The following is a 22612-nucleotide window of genomic DNA, read 5'->3' on the forward strand; positions in this document are numbered from 1 at the left end:
TTGTTTATTGATTGATCGTGGTGTACCAGCCCGTACCCGTGTGGACATTGGCGGCGTTCTCGCAGTGAAATTCGGCGAAGTAATTCTCGGCACCGGCCGTATTCGCCTTGTTGATGATCATCGTATAGACCCCGGCCCCCTGTCTGAGGCGCCGGGCCGGGCTGGGCCGCCCATCGTTATCGACGGTGTCGACGCTGCGCAGCGTGGTGCCACCTTTCCGAACGGTGATCCGAATCGGCGGCGCCGCCACCGGGGCGACGTCCTGGATTCGGAAATACAAGTGAGCCGATCCGGCCGCACAGGTCACCTTGTATACGTCACGCGCCGATGCGGCCGCGCCCAGAGACCCGGTCTGGGAATGGGCGGACGCGCTGCCGGCGTAGGCTCCGGCCAATGCAATACCCATGACGGCGAGAGCCCGCTTCCCGATTTCTACTTTTGCTTTCATTTGTTAACTCCTGGTCACGCCGCCGGCTTGCCGGAGGCGGGATTCTGAACATCCGGAGCATGAGCTCCGACAACCACCGCCGCAATGACGGGTCCATTTCCTCGTCACATCGCCCGCGGTATCGATTCCCTTCTGCGAGGCCGCGCCCTCCTCCGGGCGCGACCAACGCTCATCCGTCGAAACTGCGCTCACTCAGCCGACACGGCTGTCGCGCGCATCAAATCCCGTTATTGCGCCGCGGCCCCGGCGGCATGCTCCCGCAAACGCATGGCAGCGAACTCTCGCACGGTCTCATCGGCGTCGCCCAGCGCCTGCTGCAGCAGGGCCGCTCCCTGCGCGTCGGTACCGGCGCTGTCGACCGCCATCAACCGCACGGACACATCGCTGTCATGCAGGGCATCCTGAAGCATCCCAACCGTGCTGACACCTTCAAGCCGGGACAAGCCATAAAGGGCCTGAGCCCTGGCGCTCGGATCTTCGTCAGACAAGGCCCGCTCCAGGGTCTGGCGCACGGCGGCATCGTCGGCCGAGCCCTGGCCGGCGAGCCGCGACAGCCCTTCCAGCTTCTGAGCCGCGTCCGAGGCGGCCGCCATCTCCAGGGCCTTTTGCGTCGCTTGCGGGCTGGCCGGCGGCGGAGTGGACAGCCCACTCTTGACCGCACCGGCCGCAGCGGGTGAGCCGTCCTCCTTCTTCACAGGGTCTGCAACTGCATATGCCGCCCCCGCGGGCTGACTGACCTTGCCCTTGACCCAGATCTCTTCCGGGACGCGCTTTCCATCCTTCGCTTCCGCGTAGCGGTAGATCAGGTTGGCGCGGGTACCGACCAGACACTCGACGACGGTCTCAACCGTCTCGCCCTTGCAAACCGTAGCAAGCGTGTCCGCGGGCAGGTCCGAATGCTTCAATCGGACCCCGGTCTCGCCCGCGACCGCCTCCAGCGCCTCGGCCAGCAAAGCCTGACGGGCTTCAACCTGGATCGACGGCGTCGAGCCGCTCACCTTACTCGCCGTCACCCGCGACGCCGCGCTGTTCGCCGGCGCACTCCCCGCGGCATGCGCAGCCGGCGTCAGGCAGCACAAAAGCGTCACCGCGATACGGATGTGGCGGCTTGAGAATCCCTGCCGGGACTCCGGCACCGGAGACGTAAGGAATCGGATCGTATTCACGCCGGAGGTCGCATGCACTGCTTATGCCACGCGGTCTCGAAGAGGGGTGTGCCCCTGCGCAGGGACCCTCGGATTTCCGAGCCGAGCGGCCGGTAAGGGCATGCCTGTCTGGGGCTTAGGCTCGGAGAGAACGCCGATACCTCGGCGTTCAGGCGGAACGGGGACTTCTCATTCTTTGAGGTGCGGGCGCTGACGTTCAGTCCTCACCACACCCAAAAGTGAGGCTTTTCCCGCATGTGTTGCGTGATATCACACACCCGTCCAAGAGGACGTAAACCCGTGGCCAACACTGCCCCCTCAAATTGCGACCACGCCGGGTCAGCGGAAGCTCGATACCGGCAGCCGGATTGCGATATCCTCGTGCGAACACGATCAAGTCGAACCCGCACCGAGCTTGCTCCCCGTCACTCTCACGCCGGGACACCGCCATCGTAACCATTCACGCTGCTGCCTCGTTGGGTAGTGGGAGCGGGCCGGGCGGGCGAGAGCGTCTGCGGGAGGGAACCCGCAGCCGAGCCTCCAGGGACGGATTCACGGCGTGCCTCGGCCTCCCGGACCGCTCGCGCGAGGGGGGCGTGAACAGTTGCACCGCCATCAGCGTGTAGAAGCAATTGTTGACTGGCCCCTACGACAAGGGAATGACGAAAAGCAAAAGTCTGATGTTGACCAAGGACCGCGAGACAGCCGCTTGATACACCGTCTTGCACCGCGCGCCACCAGCACGATCCGGCAGCGGCAAGACCTGACGACACCCCACTCAACGTCTCACCAAGGAACCCTCGATGAAAGCACGTATGGCATTGCTCGCGGCACCGCTGCTGTTGGCGGGTTGCACCCAGGAAGCCCAGAATCAGTTCGGGCGCGCGGTCCAGAACTGGACGGGAACCAACGGCGTGCTCGAAATCTACGCCGGCGACAAAGTGGTCAGACGCTTCCTGAAGATCGACAAAATCAGCACGGCCACCGCGACGGGTGGCTCTCGGGGCCGCCCCTACCGTTTCGGGTATGGCGTCTTCGACACCAACCTGAACGGCCGCGCCGACCCAGGCGAGAAAAAGGTCTATTTCGAGATCAGCGACTACTCCACGCCTTACGTGTTCTACGAAGACCCGAGCTGAGTACCCGCCGCAAGCAACCCGGGGCGCGCGGTAGCAGACGGCGCCTCAGGGCTGCGTGCGCGTCAGGTTCGCAGGAGTTCCGCAATACGCTGCCTATCGGCCTCCGCGAGTTCCGGAAGATCGATCGACAGCAGGCACAGCTTGCGCCCCATCAGATTCTTTGCGGGATTGGAGGCCACGACCTGACCCCGGACCTGGTCGAGCTGCAGGCGTCCGTCACTCCCCGTGATGCGCAGCGAGAGGCGCTCTCCCGCCGTTGGCACCCCCTGCTGCGCGTCCAACTCCGCGATGAGGCCATGTTCGCTCATCGCGCGCAGCCGCCCGCGGAAATCGCGCCCGCGGCACGTCAGCCTGACCCGCCCGCCGACGTCCCCGTGCTCAGGCAGCCCTCCCGCCCTGATCAGACGCCTGATCAGGGTTTGGTCATCCCCGGACATCACGAGCGAGGGGCGGCAGTAGATGCCCCAGTACATCAGCCCGATGATCAGGCCGCCGAGGACGTTGCCGAGCGTCACGGGCAACAGGTTACCGAACAGCGCCTGCTGGACGGTCAGGTCCGGAAAGGCGTCCGCTGCGGTGCCGAGCCCGTTCCAGAATTCGGGCGCGGCCCCGTGCTTGATGAACAGGCCGAACGACAGGTAGTACATGTTCGCGACGCTATGCTCGAAGCCGGAGGTCACGAAAGCCGTCACCGGGAACAGGATCACGACCACCTTGTCGATGACGGACCGACCGGAAAGGCTGAGCCAGATCGCCAGGCAGACCAATACGTTGCAAAAAACGGCGCGGGCCAGCGCCTCGCCGAAACCCAGGGCCGCCTTCGTCTCGGCGATGTTCAGGGCGGTCAGCCCGACCTGCCCCTTCATCAAGCCGTACTGGCCGGTCTGAAAAATCAGGTAGGCTGTCAGCGTCGCACCCACGAAATTCCCGGCGAACACGATGCCCCAGTTGCGCAGGACGCGCACGACGCCGATCTTCCGGCTCGCCGCCGCCATCACCAGCAGCACGTTGCCCGTGAACATTTCGGCCCCGGCGATGATGACCAGGATCAGGCCGAGACAGAACGATGCACCGCCGATCAGCCGCATCAGCCCGAACGGCAGTTTGACCGCGCCATCAAGACCGTTCCCGGTCATCACGGTGGTGCTGAACACGGCACCGAACCCGATAAAGGCGCCCGCCAGCATCGCGAGCAACAGCGTCGACCGAATGTCGAGATTGGCCTTGATGACGCCCGCATTCTCGGCCTGCAGCGCCACATCCTTGGGCATGAGATTGTCGATGGTGTTGTGAGGCATCGGATGCTCCTGGCAGGGTTGCGGCGAGGATGGATCGGATTGCCCGTCTTCCGGGCCCGTCGACCGGCGATTGTAGGCGCTCGACAGACCCGGGGGAACGCGCCGGGATGGCGACGCTCCGAATCCGCGGGATCAAGCAGACGTGGCGCCGGCCGCGAAACCGGGTTCACCACAGAGCGGGGGGCGAGCGCCGCTGGCGAAGACCCTGGATCCCGATTAGCGTGCGAATGACAAGGGGATGAGGCGGGAATCAGGGGCGGAGCGGGTTGCAAGACTGACCGTCAGGATGGGCGTTGCAACGTCTGGCCCACCGCCTGGGGGCAATTCACGGGTGAGACTACTGACCTCGGCAGCACCGCGATTCGCAGCGCCCGGGTCCCGGCGATGAACGGAAGCGCAGACTCCGGGACGTTTGATCAGCCGTGCGACGGCATTGCACGCGTCGATGCAGCTGACGCGACCGGAATCGCCATCGCCAACGCGCTCGACCGACGCGCGCAGCAGGGCCCGAATCTGCTCGCCCCCCAGTGCGGGGTTCAACTCCAGCAACAGCGCAACCAAGCCCGAAACGTGCGCCGCGGCGAACGAACTACCGGTCATGAAGCCATACGCAGCATGCGGGACGGTCGTCAGTATCTCCGTACCCGGCGCCGCCAGGGAATCCGTCGCCGACGCGGATGACAGACGCGCCGGCGCAGCGGTGCGCACGGCGATCACGCCGGGAACGGAAGCTGGGAACTCGTCGTCCGGGCCGGGCGTGTCCGCTTCCGAGGCAACCACGACGATGCCTTCGCGGATCGCCTTCGCGATCAACCGCCCCAACAACGGATCCGCCGGGCCGTTCAGGCTCATGTTGATGATCCGGGGCTTGGCGTTGATCGCGGTATTCAGGGCCAGCGCCAGCGTGAAGGTGCTGCACTGAGCATCCGGCCTGCGGGAACGGCTCTGCCAGCAGGCCTTCATCACGCGAACCTTGGCGTCGGGAGCGATGCCGACGATGCCCTGCCCGTTACCGGCCGCTGCCGCGATGATGCCGGAAACGGCGGTGCCGTGGACATCAGACGCGGTCTCTTGCGAATCAGGCACGAAGCTTTCCAGCGAGGTCACGTGACCGCGCAGTTCGGGATGTCCGTCGTCCGCGCCTGTGTCGATCACGACGATATCCACATCCCGCCCGGTAGCGAAACGGTGGGCGGGTTCGACGCGCATCGACTGCAGCCCGGCCTGCATCCGGGCCAACGGATCGCCGCCCCCCGGCTGTGGCACACTTCTCGCCGACATCACGTGGAAATTGCGCATGGTCTGGGCGGATTCGACGCGCCGGTCCGCGTCGAGTCTGCGGAGGATCAGGTCGACCGACTGGGGCGCCGGCACCTCATAAACGACGCAATGGACGCCCAGCGCGGTAATTGGCCACTGCCCTTTTTGCAGCAGCCCATAGTCTTCCGCCAGTTCTGCAGCATGCCGCTCGCTCCACGTCGAATTCCCATAATGGCCCCGCTGGCGGTAGGCACTGACCGCATCGCCCATCGCCACCCGTCCCTCTCGTTCGTCGGCGAAGGTCACCAGGATCTCGCGCGATGCGTTGGCAGCCGCCTCGTGGCGCGGCACCGAAGCCGGGTCTGATGGGCCGGCGGCGCTGGCGGATGCAACGCTTGCGGCAGCCACCCCAAAAGACAAGGCGACCCGCAACAGGCGGCTCAGCATCGGCGCACCAGCGACCTCAACGGTGTGGATCGGAAACCGGGATGGCCGGTGCCGCGAAGGCGACATCCGCTCGCTCGCGCAGACGATCCAGGCGTTCCGCCACGAAATCCGGGGACGGATCCTGTGCGTCGAATCGAATCGTGTAGACGCCGGGACCGGTGGGCCCATCCACGACGCGCCCCTGGAGCGACTCCACGATCGACTGGATAGCCTCGGCCGTCAACGGCTGTGCGAACACCACGCGGACATCGTTTGCCTCGAACCTGGCGTAACTGCCCGGACTCGCCGCCGTGTGAAAGACGTTCGAGCCGACCGGGGAACCGAGGTCGGATGCCAGAGGCAGTATCGCCAGGGCGAGCAGCGCCGCGACGCCCGCCCACACCAGCGGGCGCTGTCCCGGCAGGACAAACCAGTTCAGCAGGACGCCCAGACTCCTGCGGGAGCCATTCCCGCCCGCCGCGGAAGCTTGTCGAGTCGCGATCGATTCCTCGCGAATGCGCGCCATGAACTTGCCGAGCGCGAGATCGGTATCGATCTCCGACACCGGCGGCATCGCCTTGAGGTGCGCGCGCAACTCGCGCTGCGCTGCGACTTCGTCACGGCAGCGGCTGCAGCCCCGCAAGTGAGCCCGCACCCGGGCTGACTCCATTGCGTCCAGCGTGCCATTGACATACCAGGGCAACAGCAGACCCATCTCGTCGTGGCTATCCAGTTCGTGCATTTCAGGCATTTTCATGACGTCCCCCCGAGTCGTATAGCCGCTTCGCCATTGGCATCGGGCATCAGTGCCCGGATCTTCTTTCTGGCATGGAACACCCGGGTCTTCACGGTATTTTCCGGGCAACCGAGTATCTCGGCAATCTCGCCGTACTTCAGGTCGTGATGATAGGTCAGTTCCAGCACCGCCCGCTGCTCCAGCGGCAGTTGACCAAACAGATGCTCGACCCAGTCTGCCAGTTCGAATGCGTCCAGGCCACGGTCGGCGGTTCCCGGTATCAGGTCCTCGGCCTCGTCCAGCGGCATGTGTGCATCCGAGGGAAGATTACCGCGCGCCTTCAGGCAGATGCGGTAGGCGATCCCGAAGATCCATGTGGAGACCTGTCCCTGCCCGTTGAACGTGGACGCCTTCCGCCAGACCACGTACATGACGTCGTTGACGACTTCCTCGATCACCTCGGGGCTCGACAGCATCCGCCCGGCGAATCGGGCTACACGGGGAAAGTAACGCCGGTACAGCACCTCCATCGCTTCACTATCCGAATTACCGATGCGCGCCAACAACGCGACATCGTCCGGCGAGCGCGTATCCCTGGTGCTCGTCTTTACCTGTTGATCTGGACGCGCGTGCAACATTCCCGGCAACTCGTCAATCTCGACCAACAATCCAGCAGCCATCCAGTCCCTCTATCCCGATCACGGTGTTCATGACTGGTAAATGCCGGTTTCCGTCGGAAAGGTTCATGGCCCCATGGACCTCGGATCACTTATACGCAATGAGGCCGTTCTTCCCGGGCTGTAGGGGCAATTCATGTGTGCCCCCACGCAGACGGCCAAACGCTTCAACCTCCGTTCCAGCGAACAGGCTCTGTGACCGGCTTTACGACTGGCCGTTCGGTCAGGGCCAGCACCCGCGGACGACTCCATCCGGCGCTGAGCGCATCGGATCACGCCAGACCCCTAGCGAGAAATCAGGCCTTCCCGCACCAGAGGGTAACCGGTCGCCAGGAAAAAACTGACGCGCCTTTGAACGAATCGGCTCAGCGCATGGATTAACCGACTGACACCGATGATCGACGGCAAAACCCGCAGTCGCATCGGTCAAACACAATAAGTCGCTTTTTGGAGCCTAATTAGCATGAGCAAACTGACTCGTACCCTCGCCCTGCTGACGACCGCAGCCGCATTCACCTTCGCTACCTGCGACGCCAGCGCCGCAGTCATCAAGATCACGTGTGAAAAGCGCGCAAACCGGTCGAAAGTTTCGATTGATGGCGCCAATCTGCCCGCCGGAAGCCACAAGGCCCGTATCATTTCGGGCGACAACCGCAAGACGTCAAACCTGGAGGTTGCCGTGGGCGATGAGGTGGCGTTCGATTTCGACAGCGCCACGAACGAAGCCGGCGCGGTAAAGATCCCCGGCAACTTCATCGTGGGCGGTCAGGTCGTCGGCAAGATCCTCGACGCCCAGGGCCGCACGGTGATCTCCGACACCGAGCAGTGCCGCGTGCGCTGATTGCTGCAGGGGAGCATGGGGCGACGGCCCCGTGCTCCCCGCCGAGGGGGGAGGCTGCAGACGACAAGCCGGAGTCCTACAAGGCCCTGGCTTGCCCTCGCAGAGTGAAGCGATCGGAACGCCCGAACCGCGCCGGAATCAGAAACTGAACCAACCCGGGCCGAAGGCCGACGCGAAAACCAGGCTGACGATGCTCATCAGCTTGATCAGGATATTCAGTGACGGACCGCTGGTATCCTTGAATGGATCGCCGACCGTGTCGCCGACCACCGCTGCCTTGTGCGCATCGGACCCCTTGCCACCGTATTGACCCGCCTCGATCCACTTCTTGGCGTTATCCCAGGCCCCGCCGCTATTGGCCATCATCACGGCCAGCAAAAACCCCGAACTGGTGACCCCGATCAACAGCCCGGCGAGCGCCTCCTTGCCCAGAATGAAGCCGACCACGAGCGGCACGACCACTGCCAGCGCGCCCGGTATGATCATTTCGCGCAGCGCCGTCTCGGTGCAGATACCCACGCACGAGCGGTAGTCCGGAATGGCCTCACCGTCCATCAACCCAGGGATTTCCCGGAACTGCCGGCGGACTTCGATGACGATCTGGTAGGCCGCCTTGCCGACGGCCATCATCGTCAGTGCCGAAAAGAGGTAGGGCAGCATCGCCCCGATCAGGATGCCGGGCAGAACCGTCGGCCCGAGCAGGCTGAGGCTATCGATCTTCGCGGCAGTCACATAGGCCGCCATCAACGCCAGCGCAGTCAACACCGCCGAACCGATGGCGAAGCCCTTGCCGGTGGCCGCCGTGGTGTTCCCCAGACTGTCCAGCGCATCGGTCCGACACCGGATCTCGGCCGGCAGGTGGCTCATCTCGGCGATGCCGCCGGCATTGTCCGCGACCGGCCCGTACGCATCGGTGGCCAGCGTAACGCCCAGCGTGCTCAACATTCCGACACCGGACAGCGCGACGGTGTAGAGTCCGGCCGCCATCGAACCATCGGCCTTGATGCCGAGCCAGATGCTGAGCAGGATGGCGATGGCGACGATCAGCACCGGCGCGACCGTACTCATCATACCGACGGCCAATCCCTGGATGATAGTCGTCGCCGCGCCGGTCTGGGTCGCATGCGCGATGCCCTGGGTCGGCTTTTCCGTGTACGAGGTGTAATACTCGGTGGCGTAAGCAATCGCGTTGCCGGCGACGAGACCCACCAGGATCACCAGCCAGTAATTGAAGCTGACGCCCGACCCCAGCACGACGATGAGGGACAACGCCAGCACGACTGCCGAAGCGCCCCACACCGAACGGCGCAAGGCCTTCAGCAGATCCTCCAGCGTCGCGTTCTCGTCGATCCGCGCGACATGGCGTCGAAACGCGGCGTGGAACCGTTGCTGCAAACCGCCGATGACGCCGCCTTTAGCAGTCTCCATCGATGCGGATCCGTCGCCGAGGACCATGTAGATGCCGAACAGCGCCGACAGCACACCGACCGCGGCGACCAGGAACGGCAGACCGATGAAGGCGGGCGATGCAGCGCCGCCGAAGGTCGCGCCCAGCGTCGCCGCCGCGATGATCGAGCCGCTGTAGCTCTCGAACAGGTCAGCCCCCATACCGGCCACGTCGCCGACGTTGTCGCCGACATTGTCGGCAATCGAAGCCGGGTTGCGCGGATCGTCCTCCGGAATGCCTTTCTCGACCTTGCCTACCAGATCGGCGCCGACATCGGCGGCCTTGGTGTAGATACCGCCGCCGACCCGGGCGAATAGCGCGATACTGCTGGCGCCGAAGCCGAAGCCGGTGATGTAGGTCAGGTAGCCCGGATCGCCCCGGAACAGCAGATAGAGGCAACCGAGCCCGAGCAGCGAGAAACTGACCACGGACATGCCCATGATCGCGCCGCTGCCGAAGGCGACGCGCAGTCCGTCATGTAGGCCATGGCTGCAGGCATCCGCGGTCCTGACATTGGCCCGGACGGCCACATACATGCCGAGGTAACCCGCACCGGCCGAGGCGATCGATCCGGCAACGAAGGCAAGCGCCGTCTGCCAACTCAGAAACGAGGCGATGACGGTCGCAACGACGGCGACGAAAATCGCCAGCACCCGATACTCCCGGCCCAGGAAGGCAGACGCCCCTTCCTGAATCGCGCCGGCGATCTGCTGCATGCGTTCGTTGCCCTGACCGTGTCCGAGCACCTGACGGAATTGCCACACCACGTAGCCGACACCGGCCAGGCCGGTCAGCAGGGCGATCACGACTGAAAAAGTGGTTTGCGCAGAAATGGCTAGTTCCTCCTTATTATCGGGTTGATCGGTTCGGGCGCCGCCCGCACTCGGTCATGCAGCCAGCGGCGGGCTCTTGGCCGCCGCGGCCTCGGTCCCGGCCGCACGGTCTAGAGATTGGCGAGACGCCACCAACGTGCGTGGTCCCGGCGGAGCACTTCGGGTTTCGGCATCGGGTAGTAGCTGAGCCGAGGCCCGTTGCCGACGAAAAAGCCGGTCTTGACCATCCGGTACGGAAATTCCGCGGAATGGGCCCGCGCGACGAGCTTGGTGTCCTTGACCCCGGGCTCCAGCACCATCAGCGCTTCGCGCAAAGGATGCATGTAGTCGTAAGGCAGATCGCCCATCGCACCATACTCGGGATCCTCGGCCAGCGCGCCCAGGCCGAGTTCGACGAAGGCCAAGGCCGGATAGCGGATGAATTTCGTGGGTTCGTTGGCGACGGCGTGGTAGTAGCGAACCGGATCCAGCGTACTGACGAGTAACGCACCCGCCGGCGCAAGATCCTGGTATAGATGGCGCGTCGCTTCCGGCTCCGGGACAGGCTCCTGCGCTTCCAGGGCCAGTGTCTGGCCATAGCTGGTACTCAAATGCAGCTTGCCCAAGACCTCGACGGGGAGGTGTTCCAGCACACGATAGACGGAGATGTAGACCGAGTTCTTGGGCTTTCCGTCCGGATGGGCCACACAGCGGGCGATCCCAGCCTCGATCGGGAAATAAGGATGCCGGAACTCCGGGTCGATCTCGAAGAAGACCGCCTGCCCCTTCGTCTTGCACTGATGGCCGGTCGCGTAGTACTGGCCGAATTCCTCGGGCGGCAGCATGGAAGCGATCAGCGCTTCCGGAATCAATGACAGGTACAGGTAAACGGCCATGGGTGATCACTCGTTCCATTCGGTGACAAGAAATTCGCGCCCGGCAGCGGTGGGTCGCGCTGCCACGAACCCCGGCGCAATGCGGCGAGCGCGGTAGCCATCGGGTAGAGCGCCGGGCTTTGCCTTGCTCCATCACCGCATCCGACCCCGGCAGATCATACCGCATGGCGCATACCGACACGACAGGCCGCCGGATCGATGGCGGCGCCACGCCAGCGCTGGAGCAGGCGTCGGGTCGACAGGGCATCGCGAGACGGCACGGGCTTTCGGTCGCTGGCAGAATGTCAATCTAAACCGTGATTTGTCGCGCAAGGAGCTGGCCAGTGAGTTAGACTTTGCGCCCCGCCTTCCACCAATCTCGGAGACCGCACATGGACAAAAAGGGGCTAGGGATCATCGCAGCAGGCGTGTTGGCCGGATGTTCGGGTCCGTCGCCGGAGAATGCCGACACACAGCAGCGCATTGCGCTGTGCGAAAGCGTGATGAAGAAATATATCGTCGAGGCGAATACCTACGAACGCGATCGCAAGCGCCTGATCGGCAGCTGCCAAATCTCTCAGAAGGAACGGAGCATCGCGCAATGGCAGTGCGTTCTGGACGCAATGGACCGGGGAACGAAATACGCCGAGGCCTCCGAACAGTGCGGCACCGAGGCCGGAGGCAAGAAATGAAGCGCGCATCGCACCACGCGGCCGGCGGTTCCCTTGCCAGCCGGGCCAGCCTGTGATGACGAACGGGCGTAGCCTCACCGTCGAACTGAACGACGGCTCGCAGATCACGGCGACCGTTTTCCTGCCGGATGCCGGCAAGGGACCGGGCCTCCTGGTATGCCCCGGACGCGCCGACGACCAACGCGGGACATACGACACCGCTCGGCTCTTCGCCGAGGAAGGCTACGTGGTGATGCTTGCGTCGCCGGCCGCCGTCGACTCGGCTTCGACGACGCCCGATGCGCTACGCGCGCTGACGGACGGACTCCGTGCGTTGCCCGAGACGATCGGACGAATCGGCGTCCTCGGCTTCGGCGAGGGCGGACTGCCGGCACTGCGCGCAGCGACCCGTTGCTGGGTGGATTGTGCCGTGGCTTATACCCCGGACCTGTTGGCGCTGGCACCGACCGACATTGACGGCCTGCGCGTCCCGGTCGTCGTGCACACCGCCGGCAACCCGGGTCATCCGCCGGAACCGCTGCGGTCTGCGCTGGACGGCAGCCCACACCTGACACGCTACGTTTATCCGGACGTCGAAGCGGGTTTCTTCCGGAAGGGGCACGTCGGCTATGACCCTGCCTCGGCCCTGATCGCTCATCAGCGCAGCGTCGTGCTGCTGCGTCGGCAGATGGGACCGCACCATGATTTCTCGGCCCTGTGGGATCAGCACTGCGCCTGCGAATTCGCGACCCGCGACGTCGACGCCACGATGGCCACGATGGTTGCCAGCCCTTACGTCAATCACATCCCGACCATGACCGGCGGTGTCGGCCACAAACAGTTGAAGCGCTTCTACAAATACCATTTCATCCCGAAGACGCCGGCTGACACGCGTCTGGTCCCGATCTCCCGAACGGTTGGGGAAACGAGCCTGGTCGACGAACTGCTGTTCTGCTTCACGCACGATATCGAGATGGACTGGATGCTGCCGGGCATCCCGCCGACAGGCCGTTACGTGGAGATCCCGCTGGTCGCGATCGTCCGGTTTCGTGGCGACAAGCTCTATAACGAACACATCTACTGGGATCAGGCCAGCGTGTTGGTGCAGATCGGCCTGCTCGATCCGACGGGCTTGCCGGTCGCCGGTGCCGAAACGGCCCGGAAGCTGACGGACGAGACCTTGCCGTCGAACGGCTTGATGCGGGCGTGGCGGAAGTCGGAGGATTGGCCACTGTAGGGCCCGGTGGCTCGTGGCAGGAAAAGGCAGAGGCTGCGGGATCGGACTGGCGCTTGCGCCCTGTCGATCCGGCAGCCCCTAGCGTGCGGTGATCAATCGTTCAATCATTGCGTGTTGCAGATCAGGTTTTCCGGGCAGGTATCGTTGATGACGGCGCCGTTAGCCTTGATCACGTCGACCGTGTCGAAGAAATCATATGGGCTGCTATCGTTCTTGAAGTACCACCAGAAAAGATGCGTCGCGTTGATGCCCTGCGGGTCGTTGACCGCGAAGTGGAACACGTCGTCCAGGGTCAGCAGGCCTTCACCGATCGGGTTCGCTTTCCAGATCAGATGCGTCGGTTGCGCCGCCATCAGCGAGTAGGTCCTGCCGGCGTACTGCGGGTAGAAGGGGTAGGCCTCGTTGCTGTACAGCGTGGTCGGCACCGTGTCCGGGCCGCCGAAGCCAACACCGCTGCGATACAGATGGTCGATCAACTCGGCCGTGTAGGGCGCGGTCCGCCAATTGATCCACATATTCGTCAGCGAGGTCGGATAGGCCAGCGGCAGTGCGCTCCCCAACCGTTTCAGCTGATCGACGTAGTCGCGCGCGTTCGGAGCGACCACGGCACTTTCCTCGGTCGTCACACCTTCGAACATCGGATCCGAGTCGAAAGCCTTGCCCAGCGCCTGATGGGCCGCGATGATGCGGTCCATGACGGCCGGCACCCAGCGCTTGGTTTCGCAGCCGGCGGGCTGACCTTCAGCGTTCAAACCGACCTGCTGACCGCCCTCATAGACCGGATCGTCAAGCATGTAGGCCGGCACGCATTGCGGGTTCACGTCGTCAAACCACATATCCTGAAACAGAACCACCATACGTTTTCCCGCCCCCTTGACCACGTCGAACTGGGCTTTCAGCACAGAGAAGTCATAAACACCTTTCGAGGTCTCGATCTTGCTCCAGACCACCGGAACCATTACACCCTTGATAACCGGCGGGATATTCGGCATGATTCTTTTGACGGCCGCCAAGTCGATCTTATTCGGTAACTGTGCGTAGTGACCGGGATGCCATTTTTTCGGCCCGACCTTTTCCGCCAGCGGGCTGATACCATTTCCAGCCAGGGTAACGGTAGTATTGGTCTGCGATGTCCGCACGGTGATACCACCCGTCAACGCCCCCTCAGATAACGGAGCAAAAGCCACGTTGGCATAGCAGCTCTGCCCTGCAGCCAGCGATGATCCGCAAGTATTTGTGACCATGCGATAGTTTTCACTCACCACTTTGAACGTCGAGATACTTTCAGCCTTTGTTCCAACATTCTTGAGCGTCAACCGCTTCGCTGCGCTGGTCGTAAAGACCTGTTGGTCAGCATAATTCAGCTTCGTCACAGATAAAGAGACCGCCGACGCCATGGGCGCGGTAGCAATCAGTATTGATGCTATCGCGGTCATAGTCATGGTTTTCATTTCATTCACCATAGAGCCTGGATGTATCAATCGGAAACGCTTTTTGCTCTTTCGATATGGGTTATGTTTAACCCGTTATCGAACTGAACCGAGCATGACCAAACTCTAGTAAGGACTTTTAGCTAGCCAAGTGAATAAATGGTGACCAGGGTCACAGTTCAGCGGAGGTATCACCGCGACACGGGCAATTGATGCGGATCTGCTCCGCCCACCCCCGAAAAACCGGTGATCACATTGTTCGCCGCGGATGGGCTACTGAGTCTGGTGACGCTGGAAGCAATATGGCGCGGGCAATGGCACGAAGTTTCTAGCCCGGCTCTTCGGCACCGTAGGGGCAATTCATGAATTGCCCCTACGCAATAACCTCTTTGGTAACCTGGATAGGTGCGGATTTATTCGCATGCACAAGCTCCTGCGCGCGAGTGAATCCGCGCCCACAAGATTGCACCAAGCTCCTGAACGGTCAGGGGGCCCGCGACCAACCGCCGCTTCCAGGTTCAACCTCCGCCACAGTCCGGCTTGCATCCCCCGTATCCCGAAGTACGCGGCCGGCAAGGCATCGAAGGATGGGAGGGGCTCTGTACCGGGACCACGGCATGCCCTGCCGGAATGACGGACTGGGGAAGATCAGGCCGGCCGTGACGCGACGCTCCCGTCGGTGGCTCGCTCGCGCGCCACCGACGGACTTGGGGATGCATGATCCATTCGTCCGATTACGCTGCGCTAATCGGACCTACGTCGCTGCCGCAGGGGCAAAGCGAGGAACAGAGCGAGCCCATTCGGAGAGAACGGTGATCAGTGGGCCGCGAGGAGACCGAGAGCCGACGGCGTCACGGCGCTGCCTGTGATTGGCCGCAGTTGCGACCGGATTGGGACGGAGACGGAATGGGCCGCCGAGAGCGCGGGCTCAGCCGGAGGGCGGTCGCCTTCTTTCAGAGCGCGTGCTTAGCGGATGGAGGCGAGGGGGGCCAGTTACGCCCAGGCCGTGTGCGCCCGAGTCGGCAGGGGAAACCGGCCCGTGGTGACCAGGACGACAGGCCCGGCACCCGCCGGCTCAGGCCAGCTCGCGGGCGGCTAGCCGGCAGGCGGAGATGGAACGGCGGTCAGCCGTACCGCAGGTAGGGGATGCGCTCCTCGCGCCACGCAGCCTCGTCGGCCTGGGCCAGGCGATCGAAGTCGCCGGTTTCGGCGCGAGGGTCGTCGACCCACTCCCGCAGCAGGGGGCTGCCATTGATCAGGTCGATCGGCAAACGGTCGAACTCGTATTCGTAGGCGAAGTCGCGCCACAACGGATAGTCCGGATACAGGCCGCGGATGGCCTTGAAGGCGAGAGTCTGCAGACGCCACGGGCGAAATGCCGCGTGATCGTAGGCGGGATCATCGACATGGATTTGCAGGCCCGAGCACAAGGCACCGGCATGCTTGTGGAACGTGGGCTCGAACCAGCACGGCCGCAACCGGCAGCCGGCGAGCCAGTCCGGTGCGACAGCCCGCATCGTTTCCAGGATCTCCACGGCATCGAGATCCGGCGCACCGAACAACTCCAGCGGGCGCGTCGTACCCCGTCCTTCGGACAGCGTCGTGCCCTCCAGCATCACGGTGCCGGCATAGGCGCGCGCCATCCACAGGTTGGGGGCATTGGGGCTGGGATTGATCCACGAGCGCTCCCCGAGCGGCCAACCGAAACCGGGGCTCTGCTCGGGCTGCCAGCCCTGCATGTCGATAACGCGATAATCGACGTCGAGGCGCAGCGTGTCGACGAACCACTGACCGAGTTCGCCCAGGGTCAGGCCATGTCGCATCGGCAGCGCGCCGGCGCCGACGAAACTCTCCCAGCCTTCCCGCAGGCGCAGCCCTTCGACCGGGCGACCCGCTGGATTCGGCCGATCCAGAACCCAGACGGCCTTCCCATGCTCCGCTGCTGCCTCCAACACGTAGCGCAGCGTCGTGATGAAGGTGTAGATGCGGCAGCCGAGATCCTGGAGGTCGATCAGCAGCACGTCGAAGGTGTCCATCATGGCCGGTGTCGGCCGACGGACCTCTCCATACAGACTGAACACCGGGATGCCGAGGTTCGGATCGGCGAAATCCGGCGACTCCACCATATTGTCCTGCTTGTCGCCGCGCAGGCCGTGCTGGGGCCCGAAGGCCGCGGTCAACTCAACTCCGTCAGTGGCAGCGAGCGCATCGAGCGAGTGCTCGAACGTCTCGGTGACCGAGGCCGGATGAGCCAGCAGGGCGACGCGCCGCCCGGCTAGCGGGCGGCGCAAATCCGATTCCGCCAGCAGGCGGTCGATACCGAAGCGCATGAGTCAGATCCTCGAGATGGCGCCGCAACCCGGGTCGTCCGGTCGCAGCGAGAGCACAAACCCGTCGGGGTGATGAAAGTCAGGCTGTCCTGGCGCATGCCGCAGAGCCCAGTACGAAAGCCGCCCGTCACGCTCCTCGATGACGGCCGTCAAGGCGAGTTCGAGGGACGCTCCGGCATCGGCCGCGAACGGTGGCCGCTCCAGTACGACCTCGAGCCGGAATTCGGAGGCCTCGGCACGGGCAACGATGCCGGGCGCTGCGGCGGTTTCGAGCGTTGTCATGCCGCGCCGATAATCGTCGAAGCGATAGGCGGCCCAAGCGCCCGATGGCGAAAAGTTCCACTCCTGATAACGCGGTTGTCCGCCATGCCGCCAGAACACTTCGAAGCAGGTGTGACGCCACAGGCCGTCGGCCCGCCGCGGTATTGCCGGTTCGGGCAGCTGCAGATCGGCAATCGTGCCATGGACGGCATACTGCAGTTGCCAGGCGCCCGCCTTGTCGGACGCGACGGTCACGTCGATAGCACGCACTGCGGGGCAGGGCGCGCCGGGATGACACTGCAAGGAGACGGTCGACATATTTCAAGAGAGAGGCCGCGTTCAGCGGCTTCGGCGCAGCGCGCGGAGTCGTTAAGGTAGAGGAGGCGCTTCTCAGCGCTCGGTGATTTTGTACCGGGCTTCCTCGGCGCAGTACTCGGGAAATCCCACGCACGACGTAAGCTGCTCGAAGTTCAACAACCGGGACGGAGCTCGCCCGTTGCGGAGCGCCTCCAGCGCGTCACGCATCGCCAGTATCGACACATTCAACAAGGTCAGCGGATAGACGGCGATACGGTACCCGATGGCCGCCAATTGGGCCGGCGGAAGCAGCGGCGTCCGGCCGAACTCGATCATGTTCGCCATCTTGGGACCGCCCACCTCGGTGCAATAGCGGCGCATCTCCTCCTCGCTCTCCGGGGCTTCGAGAAAGGTGATGTCCGCGCCGATCTCCCGGAACTGGCGACACCGCGTGATGGCCTCGTCCAGACCCTCGGTGCCGCGGGCGTCCGTGCGGGCCATGATCAAAATGTCCGCGCCCGCCTGGCGCGCATCGACCGCGGCCTGAATTCGCATCAAGGCTTCATCCCGTCCCACGACCGCCTTGCCATGGGTGTGGCCGCAACGCTTCGGCGCAAGCTGATCCTCGATCATCACACAGGCAAACCCCGCCGCTGCATAGCCGCGCACCGTTCGCTTCACGTTGATCGGATTGCCGAAGCCCGTGTCGCCGTCACCGAAAACCGGGATCGAGACGGCGTCGCAGATCGCCCGTCCCTGATCCAGCATCTCCGCATACGAGATCAGTCCGGTGTCCGGCAAGCCAAGGCGCGCCGCGGACACCGCGAAGCCGCTCATGAACGTGGCATCGAAACCGGAGCGTTCGATCAGCTTGGCGCTGATCGCGTCATGACAGCCGGGCATCGTCAGAATGCCGGGCAATTGCAGCAAGTCGCGGAGTCGCTGCGCAGGTGAATTCATCGTGGGTTCCTTGGCTGGGCCGTGAGGTGTGGCGAGGACACGAAGATACGAACCGCGGCGGCTTTCGGCAAGGGGGCGGCACGGCGACGCGACCCCGTCCCGCCGAGTCGGCGCCGGAACCTGCCCGATCAGAAACCGCCTTCCAGCTCCCCGGCCCTGTCCGCTGGCGAGCGCTCCGCCGTGGCGGCCTGGATCGCAGTGATGACGACGGTGTTGACGATGTCGTCGACGGTACAGCCCCGGCTGAGGTCGTTCACCGGCTTCCGGAGACCCTGAAGGATCGGGCCGATGGCGATGGCGCCCGTTTCGCGCTGCACGGCCTTGTAGGTGTTGTTGCCGGTGTTCAGGTCGGGGAAAACCAGCACCGTCGCCTGTCCAGCCACCTCCGAGCCCGGCATCTTCTGAGCCGCGACCGCGCGATCGACCGCGGCGTCATACTGAATCGGCCCCTCGAGCAGCAGATCCGGCCGGCGTCGGCGCGCGATCGCCGTTGCAGCACGCACCTTCTCGACATCCGCGCCGACGCCCGAGGTCCCGGACGAATACGACAGCAGCGCGACCTTGGGATCGATGCCGAAAGCCAGGGCCGTCTCGGCCGACACGATGGCGATCTCCGCCAACTGCTCGGCATCGGGGTCGGGGTTCACCGCGCAATCCCCGTAGACCAGCACCCCATCTTCGAGGCACATCAGGAACACGGACGAAACGATCGAGTAGCCGGGTTTGGTCTTGATCAATTGCAGGGCGGGCCGGACCGTGTGCTGGGTCGTGTGCACGGAGCCGGACACCATGCCGTCGGCCTCACCCGTGTAGACCATCATCGTGCCGAAATAGGACACGTCCATCACGCAGTCACGGGCCAGTTCAGGCGTCACACCCTTGTGTCTACGCAGTTCATAGAATGTCTGGGCGTACTCGTCGATCCGATCGCTGGTCGCCGGATCGATGATGTTCAACTGGTTGATGTCGACAGGGATCCGGTGCTTCTTGATCGCCTGCGCGATTTTTTCCCTGGACCCGAGCAGGGTCAGGGCCGCGGCATCCTTCGCGAGCAGGTGGCCGGCCGCTTCGAGGATCCGCGGTTCATCACCCTCGGGCAGCACGATATGGCGGCGATCGGCTCGAGCCTTGCGGAGCAGCAGATAGGTGAACATCTTCGGCGTCAAGCCCTGCGGGCGAGTCGCCTTCAGCGCGGAAACCAATCGATCCAGGTCCACGGAACGATCGAAGAGTTCGATGCTGCGCCGGATTTTGGCCTGGTCGCCGGACCGCAGCCGAGCCCGTACCGACTGCAGACGCATCGCCGTCACATAGGTATCCATCTTCACCGACAGGATCGGCAAGGGGTCCGGCAGACCATCCAGCAGTCGGGCCACCGACGGCTCGGGCTTGAAGCCGGTCGACAGCACCAGCCCGGACAGTTGCGGGTAATTCGCCGACTGATTGGCTTGCAGCATCGACAGAATCACGTCGGCGCGATCCCCCGGCGTGATGACCAGATGATTGTCGCGCAGCCATTCGATCGCATGCTGTGACTGCATGGCCGCGATCAGGTAGTCATAGACGAGCGCATCGAGCCGGTTTGCGCCGTAAAGCACTTCGGCCCCCAGTTGCTCCGCCACTTCCGCCACCCGCGGACTGCCCAGCGTCCGGTCGAAGGGCACCACGCCGAGCGCCCAGTTCTCGTGCCCGTAGCGCTGGCGCAGTCCGTTTCCCAGGGCTTCGACGTCGGCCGGATCGGCTTTGGTCACGACCGCGCCAAAAATTTCGCAGCCGCGGAAACGGTGCGAGTCGATCGCAATTCCCACCGAACCCAGCGCCTCTTCAACCGATCGCCCTTCGGCACTGCCGACGACCAGCACCGGGCTTCCGAGGTTCTTGGCGATCTCGCGGTTGAAGTTGAATTCGAAGGCCGATGTCGTCTCGATCAGAAAATCGGTCCCTTCGAGCAGCACGAAGTCGCAGGTATCCTCCAGCGCCTTGTACTTCGCGATGATCCGGTCGATGATCTCGTCCGGTTTGTGCTCGGCGAGCAGGCCAATCGCGGCAGCGGCGGACAGCCCGAACGAGGACTCGTAAGTCTGCGGCAAGCCGAAATGCCCCAGGATCAGATCGATGTCCTCATCCCGTTCCTGACCGGGGTCTCCCTCCGCGATGGGGCGGAAGAACGCGATCCGGGGCGTGCGGCGCTGCGCCACATCGAGTATGCCGAGGGCGACCAGCGCCTTGCCCGACCCGGCGCCGGTGGTGCTGATGTAAAGCGAGGACGTCATGCGTTTGGTGTCTCTGAAACGGAACTTCGGCGCAGCATGGCGACGGGGTGGACGCCTGCGGGCGACGCCGGAACACGGCCTACCCGGCGAGGCGCGACTCGCGCCGCGGCGATACCGAGAAGGACTTCAGATCCGGCTGAGCAATTCGGCTTTTTTCTGGGCGAACTCCTGATCGGAGATGAAGCCCCGGTCGTGCAACGCGGCCAGCTTCTCGATCTGTCCGAAGACATCGCCGCCCGCTCCCGAACCCGCTTCCGGTACGGGCTCCGGCACCATCGCAGCGGCGGCCGGGACGGCAGACTCGGCGCGTTCGCCGGACACGATCGGGAGGTCGGCCACGCGCACGGTGCCGTACTGGCTGGTGAAGGTTAGGGAAGCGACTCCACCTTGTTGCTGCGAAACACCCCCGATCTGGTGATCGAGCGTGTCGTAGACCGTAACCCGGCCGCCGAGGTCAACGACCAGGCGCCGGGCACCGGGAAACACGGCATAGCGAACGTCGTTCTGTGCGCCGACACTGCTGGGCGAACCGAACTCGGCCGGCCACCAGACGCCCGCGTCCGCGGCCGTGACGAACAGGCTGACGCCGCTGCCGCCCTGTTGCTGCGACTGACTCGCCGGCGGCGGGGCGAATAACGGCTGGCTTGCCAACAAGCCCGACAACTCGCTGCACAGCCCGTCGACGCGCGCCTTCAACGCATTGTTGAACATGTCGCCGACCATCGTCATGCCGCCCTGCATCCATTGGCCGCTGCCACCGAACTCCGGATGACTGAACTGGGCCATGGTGCCGTGCCCCTGGGCGACGGCCCGCAGCATGGTCAGCGCTGCGTCCAGGCTGACCCCGTAACGCTGCGCGAGTTCCTGGAGAATTGCCTGTCCCTGCGCTGTCAGTTCTTGCATTTGGATCACCGCCGCTATCGAGTGCTTTGCCACCACCGCGGCATCATTTCACCTTGGCGTGGCTCGAACAAGGCGCCGGCCGCTAAACCCCTTGTTTACCCGCCGGATTGGCGCGGCTGGTCACGCCTTATGATGGCGCCTCAGCGCGGCGTGACGATGGTCGAACAGGACCCGTCTTCCCTTTCGACCGCGCGCAGATAGCGCACGATGCCGTCGCTGACCCGCTCGCGCTCGGCGGCCGGCAGTTCGCGGTTCAGCGCCGGCATCGTCGTTCCGGGACGCAGCGCCGAGGGCTCGCGCAACCAGTCCTTCAATGCCGCGTCGTCCCAGCGGCACGCGGCCCGACCCAGATCGACAGGATACTTCCGCCCCCCGACGCCGCGGACGGCATGGCAGCTGAGGCAGTGTTTCTTGGCGTGCGCAAACCCCTGGACTATCTCCGCACCGGCTTCCCGGGGCAATAACGCACGGTCGTCCTGCGCCGAGCGGACGTCGATCGCCACGACCTGATACGCCCAGCCATAAGTGCCGCGGGTCGCTCGATCGGGCGCATTCAGATTGTCCCAGACCAGGTAATAGGGACCGAGGGGCACGGCGGTCTGGTTCTGCTCGGCGTTGTCGACGACGAACGGGGCGCCGTCACTGCGCGCGAACGCAAGCAAGGTTCTTTCCTTGCGCAGCGCCTCCGCCGCAATCGCGGAGCGGTAACCGTCCCGCGCCGTGAAGAGTACTTCGGCCTCCGGCGCCGACCAACGGCTACCGAACCACCGGTCCAGGAGTGGCGCCAGCGGCAAGCCGGTATAGCTCGCCTGAACCTCGCGCCCCGCCCGCGACTCGTGTGGCTCGATCACGGCGATCGCCTGCGGCACGAGGCCCGACTCCCGCACCAGTTGCTCCGGCGCCGGCAAATCGACGGCCCTGGCGCCATTGACCCACAGCGCGGCGAGCGCCCCCGTCGCCAGTAGCCGGAGAAACCGGGCAAGGAAGACCTGCGCGGAACAACGAAGGCCGATGACGGGCCGCCGCCTGGGAGCCGCGACGGCGACCTTGGATGAGTTTCGACCGCGCCCGGTCAAGGTGTCTGCAGCCATATACGAACCTCCGCTGATGGATCGCGGCCGGCGATCCACGGGCACATCGTGCCTC

General features: G+C 64.4%; 19 protein-coding genes. 4 read left to right on the plus strand and 15 right to left on the minus strand.

Features of this window, described 5'->3' with window-relative positions; all coding sequences use genetic code 11:
• Window positions 1-4: 4 nt before the first annotated feature.
• Window positions 5-448, minus strand: coding sequence for a hypothetical protein (locus tag ACW73L_RS11765; protein ID WP_498922191.1), 444 nt, complete (start codon window positions 446-448; stop codon window positions 5-7).
• 227 nt (window positions 449-675) lie between these two features.
• Window positions 676-1614 carry a HEAT repeat domain-containing protein gene (locus ACW73L_RS11770; protein WP_498922192.1) on the minus strand — a complete coding sequence of 313 codons (939 nt, stop codon included), beginning with the start codon at window positions 1612-1614 and terminating at the stop codon, window positions 676-678.
• Between the two features lie 782 nt (window positions 1615-2396).
• Between ACW73L_RS11770 and ACW73L_RS11775 the strand changes: the two genes are divergently transcribed.
• The gene (locus tag ACW73L_RS11775; protein ID WP_498922194.1) at window positions 2397-2732 is read left to right on the plus strand and encodes a hypothetical protein; all 336 of its coding nucleotides are present in this window, start codon (window positions 2397-2399) and stop codon (window positions 2730-2732) included.
• A gap of 62 nt (window positions 2733-2794) precedes the next feature.
• On the opposite strand, the gene ACW73L_RS11780 is transcribed toward ACW73L_RS11775, so the two are convergent.
• From ACW73L_RS11780 to ACW73L_RS11795, 4 genes are all read right to left on the minus strand, one after another.
• Window positions 2795-4030, minus strand: coding sequence for a formate/nitrite family transporter (locus tag ACW73L_RS11780; RefSeq protein WP_498922196.1), 1236 nt, complete (start codon window positions 4028-4030; stop codon window positions 2795-2797).
• Window positions 4031-4246: 216 nt separating this feature from the next.
• Window positions 4247-5737 carry a S8 family peptidase gene (locus ACW73L_RS11785; protein WP_498922197.1) on the minus strand — a complete coding sequence of 497 codons (1491 nt, stop codon included), beginning with the start codon at window positions 5735-5737 and terminating at the stop codon, window positions 4247-4249.
• Between the two features lie 16 nt (window positions 5738-5753).
• Window positions 5754-6473, minus strand: coding sequence for an anti-sigma factor family protein (locus tag ACW73L_RS11790; RefSeq protein WP_498922198.1), 720 nt, complete (start codon window positions 6471-6473; stop codon window positions 5754-5756).
• Window positions 6470-7132 (minus strand): RNA polymerase sigma factor, encoded by a 663-nt coding sequence (locus tag ACW73L_RS11795; RefSeq protein ID WP_498922199.1) that lies wholly within the window; start codon window positions 7130-7132, stop codon window positions 6470-6472. The genes ACW73L_RS11790 and ACW73L_RS11795 overlap by 4 nt, the downstream gene beginning before the upstream one ends.
• 460 nt (window positions 7133-7592) lie before the next feature.
• Here ACW73L_RS11795 and ACW73L_RS11800 point away from each other — a divergent pair, with 460 nt between their 5' ends.
• Window positions 7593-7970: a hypothetical protein gene (locus tag ACW73L_RS11800; RefSeq protein WP_498922201.1), complete on the plus strand. Its 378-nt coding sequence runs from the start codon at window positions 7593-7595 to the stop codon at window positions 7968-7970.
• 138 nt (window positions 7971-8108) lie between these two features.
• Here the strand turns inward: ACW73L_RS11800 and ACW73L_RS11805 are convergent, their stop codons facing one another.
• Window positions 8109-10223, minus strand: a complete 2115-nt coding sequence (locus ACW73L_RS11805) for a sodium-translocating pyrophosphatase (RefSeq protein WP_498922202.1) — start codon at window positions 10221-10223, stop codon at window positions 8109-8111.
• A gap of 137 nt (window positions 10224-10360) precedes the next feature.
• Window positions 10361-11125, minus strand: a complete 765-nt coding sequence (locus ACW73L_RS11810) for a hypothetical protein (RefSeq protein ID WP_498922204.1) — start codon at window positions 11123-11125, stop codon at window positions 10361-10363.
• Window positions 11126-11496: 371 nt separating this feature from the next.
• Here ACW73L_RS11810 and ACW73L_RS11815 point away from each other — a divergent pair, with 371 nt between their 5' ends.
• Window positions 11497-11796, plus strand: a complete 300-nt coding sequence (locus ACW73L_RS11815; protein WP_498922205.1) for a hypothetical protein — start codon at window positions 11497-11499, stop codon at window positions 11794-11796.
• A 55-nt stretch (window positions 11797-11851) separates the two neighbouring features.
• Window positions 11852-13012 (plus strand): dienelactone hydrolase family protein, encoded by a 1161-nt coding sequence (locus ACW73L_RS11820; protein ID WP_498922207.1) that lies wholly within the window; start codon window positions 11852-11854, stop codon window positions 13010-13012.
• Window positions 13013-13116: 104 nt separating this feature from the next.
• Here ACW73L_RS11820 and ACW73L_RS11825 read toward each other — a convergent pair whose 3' ends face one another.
• The 7 genes from ACW73L_RS11825 to ACW73L_RS11855 all read right to left on the minus strand — a co-directional run bounded on the left by ACW73L_RS11825 (window position 13117) and on the right by ACW73L_RS11855 (window position 22557).
• The gene (locus ACW73L_RS11825; protein WP_498922209.1) at window positions 13117-14463 is read right to left on the minus strand and encodes a choice-of-anchor D domain-containing protein; all 1347 of its coding nucleotides are present in this window, start codon (window positions 14461-14463) and stop codon (window positions 13117-13119) included.
• 1103 nt (window positions 14464-15566) lie between these two features.
• Window positions 15567-16772, minus strand: a complete 1206-nt coding sequence (locus ACW73L_RS11830; RefSeq protein ID WP_498922212.1) for an exo-beta-N-acetylmuramidase NamZ family protein — start codon at window positions 16770-16772, stop codon at window positions 15567-15569.
• 3 nt (window positions 16773-16775) lie between these two features.
• Window positions 16776-17351, minus strand: coding sequence for a DOMON-like domain-containing protein (locus ACW73L_RS11835; RefSeq protein ID WP_498922214.1), 576 nt, complete (start codon window positions 17349-17351; stop codon window positions 16776-16778).
• Window positions 17352-17423: 72 nt separating this feature from the next.
• Window positions 17424-18290: an isocitrate lyase/PEP mutase family protein gene (locus tag ACW73L_RS11840; protein WP_498922215.1), complete on the minus strand. Its 867-nt coding sequence runs from the start codon at window positions 18288-18290 to the stop codon at window positions 17424-17426.
• A 128-nt stretch (window positions 18291-18418) separates the two neighbouring features.
• Window positions 18419-20563: a phosphate acetyltransferase gene (pta, locus tag ACW73L_RS11845; RefSeq protein WP_498922217.1), complete on the minus strand. Its 2145-nt coding sequence runs from the start codon at window positions 20561-20563 to the stop codon at window positions 18419-18421.
• Between the two features lie 126 nt (window positions 20564-20689).
• Complete coding sequence (locus ACW73L_RS11850) at window positions 20690-21466, minus strand: SHOCT domain-containing protein (RefSeq protein ID WP_498922219.1); 777 nt, start codon at window positions 21464-21466, stop codon at window positions 20690-20692.
• A 140-nt stretch (window positions 21467-21606) separates the two neighbouring features.
• Window positions 21607-22557 carry a cytochrome c family protein gene (locus tag ACW73L_RS11855; RefSeq protein ID WP_498922220.1) on the minus strand — a complete coding sequence of 317 codons (951 nt, stop codon included), beginning with the start codon at window positions 22555-22557 and terminating at the stop codon, window positions 21607-21609.
• Between the last annotated feature and the right edge of the window lie 55 nt (window positions 22558-22612).

It is taken from the genome of Methylolobus aquaticus (assembly GCF_054172105.1).

Coding starts and splice junctions, on each gene's coding strand:
- ACW73L_RS11765 (WP_498922191.1), bottom strand. CDS start 448: ATGAAAGCAAAAGTAGAAATCGGGAAGCGGGCTCTCGCCGTCATGGGT.
- ACW73L_RS11775 (WP_498922194.1), top strand. CDS start 2,397: ATGAAAGCACGTATGGCATTGCTCGCGGCACCGCTGCTGTTGGCGGGT.
- ACW73L_RS11780 (WP_498922196.1), bottom strand. CDS start 4,030: ATGCCTCACAACACCATCGACAATCTCATGCCCAAGGATGTGGCGCTG.
- ACW73L_RS11785 (WP_498922197.1), bottom strand. CDS start 5,737: ATGCTGAGCCGCCTGTTGCGGGTCGCCTTGTCTTTTGGGGTGGCTGCC.
- ACW73L_RS11790 (WP_498922198.1), bottom strand. CDS start 6,473: ATGAAAATGCCTGAAATGCACGAACTGGATAGCCACGACGAGATGGGT.
- ACW73L_RS11795 (WP_498922199.1), bottom strand. CDS start 7,132: ATGGCTGCTGGATTGTTGGTCGAGATTGACGAGTTGCCGGGAATGTTG.
- ACW73L_RS11800 (WP_498922201.1), top strand. CDS start 7,593: ATGAGCAAACTGACTCGTACCCTCGCCCTGCTGACGACCGCAGCCGCA.
- ACW73L_RS11810 (WP_498922204.1), bottom strand. CDS start 11,125: ATGGCCGTTTACCTGTACCTGTCATTGATTCCGGAAGCGCTGATCGCT.
- ACW73L_RS11815 (WP_498922205.1), top strand. CDS start 11,497: ATGGACAAAAAGGGGCTAGGGATCATCGCAGCAGGCGTGTTGGCCGGA.
- ACW73L_RS11820 (WP_498922207.1), top strand. CDS start 11,852: ATGACGAACGGGCGTAGCCTCACCGTCGAACTGAACGACGGCTCGCAG.
- ACW73L_RS11825 (WP_498922209.1), bottom strand. CDS start 14,463: ATGAAAACCATGACTATGACCGCGATAGCATCAATACTGATTGCTACC.
- ACW73L_RS11830 (WP_498922212.1), bottom strand. CDS start 16,772: ATGCGCTTCGGTATCGACCGCCTGCTGGCGGAATCGGATTTGCGCCGC.
- ACW73L_RS11835 (WP_498922214.1), bottom strand. CDS start 17,351: ATGTCGACCGTCTCCTTGCAGTGTCATCCCGGCGCGCCCTGCCCCGCA.
- ACW73L_RS11840 (WP_498922215.1), bottom strand. CDS start 18,290: ATGAATTCACCTGCGCAGCGACTCCGCGACTTGCTGCAATTGCCCGGC.
- pta (WP_498922217.1), bottom strand. CDS start 20,563: ATGACGTCCTCGCTTTACATCAGCACCACCGGCGCCGGGTCGGGCAAG.
- ACW73L_RS11850 (WP_498922219.1), bottom strand. CDS start 21,466: ATGCAAGAACTGACAGCGCAGGGACAGGCAATTCTCCAGGAACTCGCG.
- ACW73L_RS11855 (WP_498922220.1), bottom strand. CDS start 22,557: ATGGCTGCAGACACCTTGACCGGGCGCGGTCGAAACTCATCCAAGGTC.